The organism is Nocardia sp. NPDC101769 (assembly GCF_044766925.1).
Lineage (GTDB): Bacteria > Actinomycetota > Actinomycetes > Mycobacteriales > Mycobacteriaceae > Nocardia.
Genome location: NZ_JBIWMX010000027.1, coordinates 115,162 through 127,751 on the forward strand (window position 1 = coordinate 115,162; position 12,590 = coordinate 127,751).

Here is a 12,590-nt window from a genome sequence, read left to right on the forward strand (position 1 = left end):
ATTACCTGCGGGCCTTCGGAACCGATCTCAGGCGGTCCCGGCGAGCGCGGACCGCATGCGGTCCATGGTGAGCTCGCGGCCCAGCAGTTCCAGCGACTCGAACAGCGGCGGGCTGATATGGGATCCGGTCACCGCCACGCGCACGGGCGCGAAGGCCTTGTTCGGCTTGAGACCCAGTTCGTCGATGAGCGCGGCTTTGAGCGTCTCTTCGAGGGACGCGACGGTCCATTCCGAAACGCCTTCGAGGGCTTTCACCGCCGTCTGCAGCACCGGAGCGGCATCGGGGCCCAGATTCTTTTTCTCCGCGGCGGGGTCGATGGCGAACTCCTCGGGCTTGATGAAGAGGAACTTCAGCAGATCCCAGCCATCGCCGAGCACCTTGATCCGGGTCTGCACCAGATCGGCTGCGGTTTCGAACAGCTTCTCGTCGATCTCGGCGCCGATATGGCCGTGTCCGGTAAGGAACTCGCGCAGCCGGTGAGCAAAATCACCGGGAGTCAGCATCCGAATATGTTCGGCGTTCAGTGCATCGGCCTTCTTCTGGTCGAATCGAGCCGGATTCGAATTCACCTTCGAGATATCGAACGCTTCCACCATCTCGGTCATCGAGAACAGGTCATGATCATCGGCGATGCTCCAGCCGAGCAGCGCCAGATAATTCAGCAAACCCTCGGGAATGAACCCGCGGTCGCGGTGATGGAAGAGATTCGACTCCGGATCGCGCTTGGACAACTTCTTGTTGCCCTGGCCCATCACGAAGGGCAGGTGACCGAACTCCGGGGTGAACTCCGCGACGCCGATTCGTTTCAGCGACTCGTAGAGCGCGAGCTGCCGCGGGGTGGAGGACAGCAGATCCTCACCGCGCAGCACGTGGGTGATCTTCATCATGGCGTCGTCGACCGGGTTGACCAGCGTATAGAGCGGATCGCCATTACCGCGGGTGAGCGCGAAATCGGGAACCACGCCCGCGCGGAAGGTGGTTTCGCCGCGCACCAGGTCGTTCCAGGTGAGGTCCTGGTCGGGCATGCGCAGGCGGACCACCGCGGGGCGGCCCTCGGCCTTGTAGGCGGCGATCTGCTCGGCGGTCAGGTCGCGGTCGAAGTTGTCGTAGCCGAGCTTGGGATCGCGACCGGCGGCCCGGTGCCGGGCCTCGACTTCCTCAGGGGTGGAGAAGGATTCGTAGGCCTCCCCCGCAGCCAGCAGTCGCTGCACCACATCGAGATGAATGTCACGCCGCTGCGACTGCCGGTACGGGCCGTAGGGGCCGCCGACCTCGGGGCCCTCGTCCCAGGTCAGGCCGAGCCAGCGCAGGGCGTCGAGGATGGCGTTGTAGGACTCCTCGGAATCGCGTGCGGCGTCGGTGTCTTCGATGCGAAAGACGAAGGTGCCGCCGTGGTGGCGCGCGTAGGCCCAGTTGAACAGGGCAGTACGGACCAGACCCACATGCGGTGTGCCGGTGGGTGACGGGCAGAAACGAACCCGGACGTCAGTCATGGCTCTCTTTCGTTCAGCGTTTGGCGGCAACGGGATTGGAGAGGGTGCCGATGCCGGAGACGGTCACCGACACGGTCTGGCCGGCCTGCAGCGGGCCGACGCCCTCCGGGGTGCCGGTGAGGATGACATCGCCGGGGAGCAAGGTCATTACGGCGGTGACCCACTCGATCAGCTTCGGAATATCGTGCAGCAGAAGTGAAGTGCGGCTGCGCTGCTTCACCTGGCCGTCGACCTCGGTGACGATCTCCAGATCCGAAGGGTCCAGCGCGGTCTCGATCCACGGGCCGAGCGGGCAGAAGGTGTCGTAACCCTTGGCGCGGGTCCACTGGCCGTCGTGGCGCTGCTGGTCGCGGGCGGTGACGTCATTGGCGACGGTGTAGCCCAGGATCACCTCGTTGGCGCGGGCGGCGGACACGTCCTTGCAGGGGCGGCCGATGACGATCGCCAGTTCGCCCTCGTAGTCGACCTGAGAAGAGCTGGGCGGCAGGATGATCGGGGCGTTGGGGCTCTGGATCGAGGTGCTCGGCTTCATGAAGATGACCGGGTCGGCCGGGGCCGGGCCGCCCATTTCCTCGGCGTGCGCGGCGTAGTTCTTGCCGATGCAGATCACCTTGCTGGCGAGGATCGGGGCCAGCAGGCGCACATCGGCCAGCGGCCAGCTGCGACCGGTAAAGGTCGGGTTGCCGAACGGGTGTTCGGCGATCTCCCGGACGACGGCGTCGGAACCGTCTCCTTCGATGCTGACGAAAGCGACTCCATCTGGGCTGGCAACTCGACCTAGGCGCATGGTTGGCATCCTATCGACCGGCCTCGACCTGCCCGAACGCGCCCGGCCACGGGGCGGGACGGAGGCCCGGGACGACGGCGGACCGGGCGCGGGCGAGGCCGCAGGGAGGGGTGGCATCCCGGCTCGCATCGCCAGGATCCGAATGTGGAAAGCCCTTATACACAAGCGAACTCGGCTGTCGAAGATGGACTCACAAGATCAGCGCGCGGTGTGAGCAAACTGACAGCTCGTCCCGGAAATCGCCTTGCGCATCAGGTGTACCGTCAGACCGGATGTTCACACAGTAGGACATCTATTCCATATAGTGAGACAGAGGTGAGGGTCATGGCCACCGTGACACAGATTGGCACGACACGACGGTGGACCATGCTGGCGCTCGGCGTCTTCGCCCAGAGCTCCAGCGCCGCGCTGGTGCACGGCACCGCCTTCCTGCTGCCCGCACTGACCCAGCGCGGAATGCCGCTGGCCACCGCCGGTCTGCTGGTCGCCATGCCCACCGTCGGCCTGGTCAGCACGCTGATCGCGTGGGGCTGGATCGTCGATCACGTGGGCGAGCACAAGGCCCTGGTGGCCGGTCCCGCGCTGATGTTCGCGGCGGGCGCGGCGGCGGCGACCGTCTCGAACTATGTTGCGCTGGGTGCATTGCTGTTCCTGGCCGGGGCCGGCGCGGGCAGCACCAATGCCGCCAGCGGGCGGGTCATCGTGGGCTGGTTCCCGCCGGATCAGCGCGGGATGGCCATGGGCATCCGGCAGGCCGCCCAGCCGCTGGGCGTGGCCGTCGGCGCCATGACCATCCCGGCCGTCGCTGCGGCACACGGGTTCTCGATGGCCGTCCTGGTCCCCGCGGCCATGGCGGGCGCGGCCGCCATCGGCTGCCTGTTCGGGATCGTGGATCCGCCGCGGCCCGAATCCGCCGGGGGCGCAGGGCGTCTCGCCAACCCCTACCGCGGAGACTCCACGCTGTGGCGGATCCACGGAGTGTCGATTCTGCTGGTGATCCCGCAGGCCACCATCTGGACCTTCGGCCTGCTGTGGCTGCACCGGGATGTCGGTATGTCGCTGCCGACGGCGGCCGCGTTGGTCACGGCCACCCAAATCCTGGGCGCGGGAGGGCGAATCGGCGCGGGGATCTGGTCGGATCGGGTGGGCAGCCGGTTGCGACCGCTGCGCACGGTGGCGGTCGCGGCAGTAATCTCCATGTCCGCCTTGGCCGTAGCGGCCTGGACGCACCAGTGGTGGGCGGCCGTTCCGATTCTGGTCGCGGCCTCGGTCATCACGGTGGCCGACAACGGCCTGGCCTTCACGGCGGTGGCAGAGATTGCCGGTCCCTATTGGTCGGGTCGCGGGCTGGGTATCCAGAACACGGGCCAGAACCTGGCGGCGGCCGTGATCGCCCCGGCCTTCGGCGCATTGATCACCGCGGCCGGTTTTCCGATCACCTACCTGCTGGCGGCGGTGGTGGCGCTGGCGGCAGTCCCGTTGGTGCCCAGGGGTTCCCGGTGACCGGCTGATCACCGGCAAATCCGGAAGGGCTGTGCCCGTTAAATTTTCGCATCCGAATTCAAATGTGCGATATGCCTCACTGGCCCAGGAGGTTTCAACGAAACCCCTCTCAGGATTACATTTCGGCGACGGGGAGGGAACGGACGAAGCGTGTGAAGTAGTCGGGTTTCGACGATTCGCCGGGTGGTACGGACCGGCGAATCACCTTGTCGGGCTCGATATCCGGCCATGAACCAAGGAAAAGCCCCCGTTCCCGCGGTCGCGGGAACGGGGGCTTGACCGTGGAACGCTAGAGCGAGGCGGCGATCCGGTCGCCGACCTCGACGGTCGAGGCGGCGCCCGAGCGCGACGCCAGATCCTTGGCGACGGCGGCCTCGATGCGGGCGGCCTCTTCGGCCTTGCCGAGGTGGTTCAGCAGCAGGGACACCGAGAGGATCGCGGCGGTCGGGTCGGCCTTGGACTGGCCCGCGATGTCCGGGGCCGAACCGTGCACCGGCTCGAACATCGACGGGTTGGTGCCCGAGGCGTCGATATTGCCGGAGGCGGCCAGGCCGATGCCACCGGAGACGGCCGCGGCCAGGTCGGTGATGATGTCGCCGAACAGGTTGTCGGTGACGATCACGTCGAAGCGGCCCGGGTCGGTGACCATGTGGATGGTGGCGGCATCGATGTGCTGGTAGGCGGTTTCGATGTCCGGATACTCCGCGCCGACCTCGGCGACCGTGCGCGACCACAGCGAGCCGGCGAAGGCCAGCACATTGTTCTTGTGCACCAGGGTCAGATGCTTGCGGCGCTTGCGGGCGGTCTCGAAGGCGTAGCGGACCACGCGCTCGACGCCGAAGCGGGTGTTGGTGGAGACCTCGGTGGCCACCTCGTGCGGGGTGTTGACGCGGATCGCGCCGCCGGTGCCGGTGTAGGGGCCCTCGGTGCCCTCGCGCACGACCACGAAGTCGATGTCCGGGTTGGCCGCGAGCGGGCTGGTGACGCCCGGGTACAGCTTGGACGGGCGCAGGTTCACGTGGTGGTCCAGCTCGAAGCGGGTGCGCAGCAGCAGGCCGCGCTCGAGCAGACCGCTCTGCACCGACGGGTCGCCGATGGCGCCCAGCAGGATGGCGTCGTGCTGCTTGAGCTCCGGAATGACATTGTCCGGGAGGATCTCGCCGGTGGCATGGAACCGCTTGGCTCCCAGGTCGTATTCGGTCTTCTCGACACCGGGCACCACTACGTCGAGCACCTTGAGGGCTTCGGCGATGACCTCGGGACCGATACCGTCGCCCGGAATGACAGCCAGTTTCATGAAATCCATGCTCCGTTCGATAACGCGCGGGTGATCCTCTCCGCGCTGGCAGGAGAGTCACCGGCCACCATAGCGGGTACGCCCGCAACCCCTTTCACCAGGGCGAATCGCTCCCAACCAGTGGGATCACCGGCCGCTCGCACCGGGTCGCGCCGGCTGGCTACGGCACGTGGGCTAGAGCCGAATTCCCGCGCGGCGGCACTCCTGTCGCACGCGCAGGGAGAGAGCGTCCTGCTGCCCCGCCACCGTCCGGCACCATTCCTGCGCCTGCGCGCCACACGCCCGCTGCTGCTGGCCACCCATCGTCCCGGCGGAAAGCACTGCGACACAACCATTCTCGGAGCGCGAGTAATCCGGCCGATGATCGAACACAGCCCACGCCGCCACCCCCGCCACGATGAGCGCGACGACGACAGCGCTGCCGATCAGCAGATTGCGCCGCTCCCGCGCGGACAGCGGCTCGGTCGGCGGCGTCTTTCCTCGCATTTGTCAATCATGACGGCGTCGGTAGTGTTCGGCGGATGTTCGACAATCTCCGACTCGAGCGCAAACTTCATCGCCTGGAACGCAAGATCGATCTCATCATCGAGCATCTGGGTATCGCAGATCCGGGCAGCGTCATCGACTACACCGCGATCGACGCTCTCCTGCAGCGAGGCAAGAAGATCCAGGCCATCAAGCTGTACCGGGACCAGGACCCGACGGCCGGCCTGGCCGAGGCGCGCGACGCGATCGAAGCCCGGGATCGGCGACCGGGTCACTGATACTTCCCCTCGAACGCATCGGGCCCCTTCCACTGTCCGTGGAAGGGGCCCTCATCGCACTGCGCGCGGCCGATCTCAGTCCAGGCTGACCAGGGCGACCTTGGCCGCGCCGACGGCCTCGGCGATGGCGGTCTGGACGTCGGCCGGGACCTCCTTGTTGACGCGGAGGACGACGGTGGCGCCCTCCTGGTCCAGGTCCTGAGTGAGCTGGGCGGCGAGGATGTCGATGCCCGCGTCGCCGAGCTTGGTGGCCAGGCGGCCGAGCTGACCGGGCTTGTCCTCGTAGGCGAGGACGGCCAGGTTCAGGCCCTCGGCGCGCATGTCGTAGTTGCGGCCGTTGATGTTGACGATCTTCTCGACCTGGGCGGGCTCGGTCAGGGTGCCGGCCACGTTCAGGGTGCGGCCGTCGCCGAACACGGCGCGCAGGTCGACCAGGCTGCGGTGGGTCGGGCTCTCGCTGTGGGTGGTGACGGAGGCCTCGAGGCCGCGCTCCTTGGCCAGCGACGGGGCGTTGACGAAGGTCACCGAGTCCTCGATGAGGGCCGAGAACACGCCGCGCAGAGCCGAGAGCTCGAACACCGCAACGTCTTCCGAGGACAGCTCGCCGCGCACCTGGACCTCGATCGAGACCGGCAGCTCGTCGGCGAGGGCGCCCAGCAGCGCGCCCTGCTTGCGGACGATGTCCAGCCACGGGGCGACGATCTCGTTGACCGCGCCACCGGTGACGTTCACCGCGCCGGGCACGAACTCGCCGGCGAGGGCGAGCTGCACGGACTTGGCGACATCGGTGCCGGCGCGGTCCTGGGCCTCGGCGGTGGAGGCGCCCAGGTGCGGGGTCACCACGACCTGCGGCAGGTTGAACAGCGGGCTGTCGGTGGACGGCTCGGTCTCGAAGACGTCGATACCGGCGGCACGCACGTGGCCGGAGTTGATGGCGTCGGCCAGGGCCTGCTCGTCGATCAGACCGCCGCGGGCGGCGTTGACGATGATGACGCCCTTCTTGGTCTTGGCGAGCGTCTCCTTGTTCAGCATGCCCTTGGTCTCAGGAGTCTTGGGCAGGTGAATGGAGATGAAATCGGCGCGCTCGAGCACCTCGTCCAGGGTCAGCAGCTCGATGCCCAGCTGGGCGGCGCGGGCCGGGGAGGTGTAGGGGTCGTACGCGACGACCTTGGTCTCGAAGGCGGCGAGACGCTGCGCGAACAGCTGGCCGATGCGGCCCAGGCCGATGACGCCGACGGTCTTGCCGAAGATCTCGACACCATTGAACTTGCTGCGCTGCCAGGTGTGCTCGCGCAGGGTGGCGTCGGCGGCCGGGATCTGGCGGGCGGCCGAGAGCAGCAGGGTGACGGCGTGCTCGGCGGCGGTGTGGATGTTGGAGGTCGGCGCGTTGACGACCATGACGCCGCGCTCGGTGGCCGCGGGCACGTCGACATTGTCGAGGCCGACGCCGGCCCGGGCGACGATCTTGAGGTTCTTGCCGGCCTCGAGCACCTCGGCATCGACGGTGGTGGCCGAACGGACCAGCAGCGCATCGGCTTCCGGCACGGCCGCGAGCAGCTCGGGGCGGTTGGGGCCATCGACCCAGCGCACCTCGACACCGTCGCCGAGCGCGTCGACGGTCGACTGGGCGAGCTTGTCGGCGATCAGAACAACAGGACGGCCTGCTTGGCTCACGGTGGGGTACTCCTGAGGAAGGGTTCCGGGATTTACGGGCGTCAGCTTAATCGGCTGGGATCCGAGGCGTTTTACCGCCTGGTAGGCAACTGCCATCAAACCTGTGAACTGCGGGTTTACCAAAGCCGGTGTCGGGGATCCAGGAACCGCGTCGGTTCCGGCGTCCAGCCGTCGCCCAGGAAGTGCTCACGGGTGGCGAGCAGCGAGGCGCCCGCCACCGGATGGTGGTCGGCGACCACGAACATGCCCGCACCTCGGGGTGCGCCTCGAACAGGTGGTTGTAGAAGCACTCGACGGCCTGCGGCCCGACCACGTCGACCTGCTGCCAGCTCGACTGCAGCGCTTCGATATTCACGGCGACAGCCCCAGTTCCGTTCTCGCGTGGATCTTTCCGATGCGTGACGTCCAGGCCGCGGCCCTCGGCAACGATCTCGCCGCCTCACCAGCCGGTGTGTCGGCGGCCCGGTCCGCGGCGGCGACCATGATGTCGGCCACGGCGCAGGCGAACATGAGGCATTGCCGGGAAGGTGTCTCAGCGAAAGTGCGACCTCGACTTTCGGCCGACTTTGAGCGAATTGCGCGCTCGTGAGGAAGAAATCAGGCGTTGAGACGCCGAATGCGGATAGCCGAAAGCCCGGCGTCGGAGCTACGGAGTCCGAGCCGGGCTTTCGAAAGTCGAGTAATCGACGTCAGCAGTTCCTAGCGGCCGAAAGAGCCGGTCCACAGGGTGGAAAGGATGCCGTGCAGCGCGGCCGAACCGGTGTCGAGCAGGCCGTTGAGGGCGGCGGAACCGGTGTCGATGATAACGGGGATCATGAAAATACCTCTTCTGAATTCCGTACGAACTTTCTGACATGAAGCCTATCGGGTCGGTTTCACGGCCCGTTACGAGGGATTTACGTTATGTGACCGGCGTCACGCAATCCGGATTCTGTGTCCTCATTCATATGAGTGTCGAATTCCCGCCATATAACGCGGCTATCACGCCCCTATTTCTGGGGGCCTTGGCGCGAGGAAAACGCGTGGACCAGCGGGATCCCGGGCGCTACCGTCGACCGCCATGACCCTGCGCTCGATCCCCGCCTCCATGAACCCGGCGGTGGTCGCCACGATCGACGGCGAACTGGACCGGATCGTGCGTGAACACCGCGTCGACGTGCTGCTCGCCATCGAGAGCGGCAGCCGAGCCTGGGGCTTCCCCTCCCCCGACTCGGACTACGACTGCCGCTTCGTCTACCTCCGGCCACTGGACGGCTACCTCACCCCCTGGCCCGGTCGCGATGTCATCGAGACCCCATTGGTGGGCTTACTCGATGTCAACGGCTGGGACCTCGTGAAGGCGCTGCGGCTGCTGGTGAACGGGAATGCGGTCCTCATCGAATGGCTGATGTCGCCGATCGTCTATCGCGGTGACGCGCAATTCCGGGCCGAATTGCGAGCCCTGGCCGACGAAGTCGCCGACCGCAACCGGGTGGCCCGGCACTACCTGCATCTGGGCCGCCGGCAGTGGCGTCTTTTCGACACCAATCGTTCGTTGAAAAAGGTGTTCTATTCACTGCGGCCGGCCATGGCATTGCGCTGGCTCCACGAACACCCGGATATGGCGGTGGCGCCGATGCATTTGCCGACACTGATCGACGAATGCGACCTCCCCTATGATTTCACTACAGCCGTGAAAGAACTGACAGAATTGAAATCCCGCACCCGAGAAATGGGCGCCGGACGCGTTCCCGAACCGATCGCGTTGTTCATCTCCACCGAGTTCGAGCGAGCAGCCGCGGAATTCGTCGGGGACGACCCGGCCCACCGGCAACATGCGCAGGCTCTATCGGCGGAATTCTTCCAGCGTCGGCTGCGCGGCTGAAAGAAACCCTCCGAGCATCACGCAGCGGCGGCCGCCCCGATCACCTCGGGACGACCGCCGCGATTCGTGTTCGGCCGGAGGCCGCGATGCGTGTTCGGGCCAGAGGCCGCGTCTCAGTAGTCGGCTCCCGCGATGACCCGCACGGCCAGCGCCTCGGGCCCCGGCTTGGTGCGCCGCACCTCGAACTCGACCCGCTGCCCCTCCACGAGCGACCGGAAGCCCTCGCCCTCCACCGCGGTGTACTCCACGAACACGTCCGGCCCGCCACTGTCCGGGCTCAGGAACCCGAATCCCTTTTCGCTGTCGAACCACTTCACCGTGCCGTTGGCCATTACCAAACTTTCTCGAACCGACCGGACTCCCACGTCCCCGCGCGTGCCGCGGTCCATGGTGTCACGCCCCCGGCCCACACGGTCGGCCGCCACGCCCGCCAGGGCCGCTCCCGCAGCCACGACCAACCCACACGGCCTACCTCCCTATCGAATCTCCCTGCCCCGACGTATCACTCACCCGCCTACCCCGACCGCCGATTCACCTCGAATTCCATACATCGCCGCTCCCGCGCCCGGCGACCCGCATCGGCCAGATCAGGGAGCTCTGAGCGAGGCGATCCCAAATCTCCGCACCGAGAGTTCCTCGAGCTTGGTTCGCCGCAAGGTGGCCGGATTGCGGCCACCGCGAGTCGCGTTCACGCGCATCGTCTTTCGCGATCCTGCCGCCGCAGGTGCCCGGGCCGGCCCTTCTTCGGCCCGGGCACCGCGCCCCGCATCGCGCACTGCCGCGTCACGCGGGCCGTGCCCCTCCGGCCCGGCGCTGACAATGCGGCGCGGGTGGCTCACCCGGGGTCGCTGGAGGCCAGGGAGCTGGTGAAGGTAATTCGGGCGAATCTCCTCGGTGCGAGCTTCCTGATCTTTGGTTTCCTCAGCCGGCGCGCATGTTTCGGGGTGGGGTGTCCTCGTCGGCTTCGGGATCTCGCATGGCGTAGACGTGTTCGAGGAAGTCGCGGTGGGCTCGGAGGGTGGCGTCGAGGAGTTCGCGCCAGGTGCGGCGGTCCACTCGCTGGTCGCTGACCAGGGAGGAGAGGGACGCGGGGCCGAGCCTGTCGATGTGGTCGACGATGAAAGTCAGGCGGCGGCGCGGGAATTGGGCGCCGATGCGCGGGTTTTCGTCGAGGAAGTGGTCGAGCTCGTAGAGGTAGTTGACGGCGCGGTTGTACTCCTCGTCGGTGAGGTGGTAGTCCATGCGCTTGATCTCGACGATCCAGAGTTCACCGGAGTCGTGCAGCAGGACGAAGTCGGGTTCACGCTTCTCGCTGCCGATGGACGTGGTCACCAGCGGGGTGCCGAATTTCTGTGCGTACCAGCGTTCGAAGCTGGCTCGCACACGTTTGAGGGATTCGTTCATGCCCAGCGGGGTCCACTCGGGGGCGAGCAGCCACGGGGCGGATTCGATGAGCTCCTGGAAGGGGCGTTCCAGCGAGCGGCGGTCGTCGATGAGCGAGCGCAGCCGGTTCACCACGGCGACACGCTCACTGGCGATCTGACCCAGCGAGTAGATCTCGGCCACCCGGGCCCGCTCGAACAGCGCGACCACCACGTCCAGTGCGGGATCGGCGTCCTCGGCGATCTCCTTGAGGGTGTCGAGCAGGCTGCGCTGCGGGCCCAGCGACAGCGCCAGCCGCAGCATGTTCTCGATGTGCGCGGGATCGTCCATCGAGGCACGATCCTTGTGCGCCACCAGGATTCGCGCCGCATCCAGGACGGAGTCGCGGAACACCCGGTCGCCGGGCGCGATGGCGTCGAGGGTTTCGTGGATACGGGAGCGCTCGACGAACTCCTCCCAGACCCGGCGGCGGATGGATTTCTCACCGAGCCTGCCGATCTCCTTGATCAGCGCCCGCCCCCACTGCGCGAGCGCCTCGCCGCGCGGGGAGCTCCACATGATGTCCTGGCGGTCGGAGCGGACGAGATCGTCGTCATCGTCGAGCCAGTCGACGTGGATCGCGCCGACCAGATAGGAGCGCAGTTTGAATTCCCCGGTGAATCCGGAGGAAATACCGAAATCCCGCGTCTGCGCGACGATCTTGCCGCGCGCGTAAATGCGGACCCCGGCCATCGCCTCGTCGCGGTACGGCTGTTTCGAGTAGGCGATCCAGCCCGTCACCGGCAGGAATTGCCGCCCGAACCGCACCGGCACCCGGCCCGCGTCGATCCGGGTCTCCTCCATGACGTCGATGGGCAGCTGGCTGAGAATGAAGCTCTCCGGGCCGATGGCATTGCGCACCTCCACCCGCCAGTCCGCGCGTTCGATGCCGAAACGCGCCGCCAGCTGCCGGTTCAGCTCGGTCCCCGAATTCACCCGCTTGCGAAAAAAATTCCGCAGAATGATGGTGGTGCCCCGTTGGGAGGTGAAGGTGCCGTCCAGGCGGCCCGGGCGGGGGAAGTAATCGCTCTCGGTGTCCGAGAGCATGTCGTCGAGGTCCATTACGATGTGGGAGACGATCCAGCCCAAGGGGGTTCGGTCCTCATCCTGGCTGCCGGCCGTGATCACCTCGATGGTGCGGCAGATGCCGAAGGCGGCCAACTTCCCAATTCCCTTGCGCCCCATCACCGGTCGCCGCCGTTCCCGGGACAGATCGGACCCGGTGCGCACGCGCCGGTCGGATCCGACCATCAGATAGTGCTCGTTGATCTCCTCCGCGGTCATCCCGTGCCCGTTGTCGGAGACGACGATCTCGTACGCCGGTTCGTCTACGGCCCTGATGGTTCCGGCCAGCATCGCGCCCCACGGCAGCACGACCTCCACCTCGGTGGCGTCGGCGTCGTAGGAATTGGCGATGAGTTCGGCCAGAACCGCCGAAACCCTGTCGTAGAGCCGGATGCCGAGTTTGTCGATCGCCAGTCGGCTGATGCGCATCGTGTACTTGTGGTCGTCGCGATCATGCGCGCCCACACGCACTTCCGGATACATGTCAGGCCCCCATTGCCCTACCGGCAGCCTTCGTTCAGCTACCTCTGAATTCGATGCAACGCCGATTGGTTAACAGCAGGCTGAACATTTACCGACCGCTTAGTCACGGTGTGATTCCAGGATTCACCAACCGATCGCCCACGGCAACGGCAAGGTCTCGGTTACCTCCGCGAGTGTGCAAGCGCCGTTTGGTATCCCACCGCGGGGCCTTCTCACACCGCCTCACGATCTCCTCAT

General features: G+C 66.7%; 12 protein-coding genes. 4 read left to right on the forward strand and 8 right to left on the reverse strand.

Annotation, left to right across the window (positions count from 1 at the left end):
• Nucleotides 1-27: 27 nt before the first annotated feature.
• Together gltX and ACIRRA_RS33385 are read right to left on the reverse strand one after the other, a co-directional pair.
• Nucleotides 28-1,494 (reverse strand): glutamate--tRNA ligase, encoded by a 1,467-nt coding sequence (gene gltX, locus ACIRRA_RS33380; protein ID WP_402776543.1) that lies wholly within the window; start codon nucleotides 1,492-1,494, stop codon nucleotides 28-30.
• A gap of 13 nt (nucleotides 1,495-1,507) precedes the next feature.
• Entirely contained in the window at nucleotides 1,508-2,281 is a 774-nt protein-coding gene (locus ACIRRA_RS33385; RefSeq protein WP_356997622.1) for a fumarylacetoacetate hydrolase family protein, read from the reverse strand.
• 324 nt (nucleotides 2,282-2,605) lie between these two features.
• Between ACIRRA_RS33385 and ACIRRA_RS33390 the strand changes: the two genes are divergently transcribed.
• Nucleotides 2,606-3,784: an MFS transporter gene (locus ACIRRA_RS33390; RefSeq protein WP_402776545.1), complete on the forward strand. Its 1,179-nt coding sequence runs from the start codon at nucleotides 2,606-2,608 to the stop codon at nucleotides 3,782-3,784.
• A 289-nt stretch (nucleotides 3,785-4,073) separates the two neighbouring features.
• On the opposite strand, the gene ACIRRA_RS33395 is transcribed toward ACIRRA_RS33390, so the two are convergent.
• A complete protein-coding gene (locus ACIRRA_RS33395; protein ID WP_379463545.1) occupies nucleotides 4,074-5,081 on the reverse strand; it encodes a 3-isopropylmalate dehydrogenase in 1,008 nt (335 codons plus the stop codon).
• A 174-nt stretch (nucleotides 5,082-5,255) separates the two neighbouring features.
• A complete protein-coding gene (locus tag ACIRRA_RS33400; RefSeq protein WP_402776547.1) occupies nucleotides 5,256-5,567 on the reverse strand; it encodes a hypothetical protein in 312 nt (103 codons plus the stop codon).
• 35 nt (nucleotides 5,568-5,602) lie between these two features.
• On the opposite strand from ACIRRA_RS33400, the gene ACIRRA_RS33405 reads away from it, so the two are divergent.
• On the forward strand, nucleotides 5,603-5,845 hold the full coding sequence (locus ACIRRA_RS33405) for a hypothetical protein (protein WP_402776549.1): 243 nt from the start codon (nucleotides 5,603-5,605) through the stop codon (nucleotides 5,843-5,845).
• 75 nt (nucleotides 5,846-5,920) lie between these two features.
• Here the strand turns inward: ACIRRA_RS33405 and serA are convergent, their stop codons facing one another.
• Nucleotides 5,921-7,519: a phosphoglycerate dehydrogenase gene (serA, locus tag ACIRRA_RS33410; protein WP_402776551.1), complete on the reverse strand. Its 1,599-nt coding sequence runs from the start codon at nucleotides 7,517-7,519 to the stop codon at nucleotides 5,921-5,923.
• Nucleotides 7,520-7,635: 116 nt separating this feature from the next.
• On the reverse strand, nucleotides 7,636-7,764 hold the full coding sequence (locus tag ACIRRA_RS33415; protein WP_402776553.1) for a hypothetical protein: 129 nt from the start codon (nucleotides 7,762-7,764) through the stop codon (nucleotides 7,636-7,638).
• 14 nt (nucleotides 7,765-7,778) lie between these two features.
• Between ACIRRA_RS33415 and ACIRRA_RS33420 the strand changes: the two genes are divergently transcribed.
• A complete protein-coding gene (locus ACIRRA_RS33420; protein WP_402776555.1) occupies nucleotides 7,779-8,108 on the forward strand; it encodes a hypothetical protein in 330 nt (109 codons plus the stop codon).
• Nucleotides 8,109-8,579: 471 nt separating this feature from the next.
• Nucleotides 8,580-9,383 (forward strand): DNA polymerase beta superfamily protein, encoded by an 804-nt coding sequence (locus ACIRRA_RS33425; protein ID WP_402776557.1) that lies wholly within the window; start codon nucleotides 8,580-8,582, stop codon nucleotides 9,381-9,383.
• 113 nt (nucleotides 9,384-9,496) lie between these two features.
• Here ACIRRA_RS33425 and ACIRRA_RS33430 read toward each other — a convergent pair whose 3' ends face one another.
• Both ACIRRA_RS33430 and ACIRRA_RS33435 read right to left on the reverse strand, forming a co-directional pair.
• A complete protein-coding gene (locus ACIRRA_RS33430) occupies nucleotides 9,497-9,715 on the reverse strand; it encodes a cold-shock protein (RefSeq protein ID WP_402776559.1) in 219 nt (72 codons plus the stop codon).
• Between the two features lie 589 nt (nucleotides 9,716-10,304).
• Complete coding sequence (locus ACIRRA_RS33435; protein ID WP_402776561.1) at nucleotides 10,305-12,335, reverse strand: ATP-binding protein; 2,031 nt, start codon at nucleotides 12,333-12,335, stop codon at nucleotides 10,305-10,307.
• Between the last annotated feature and the right edge of the window lie 255 nt (nucleotides 12,336-12,590).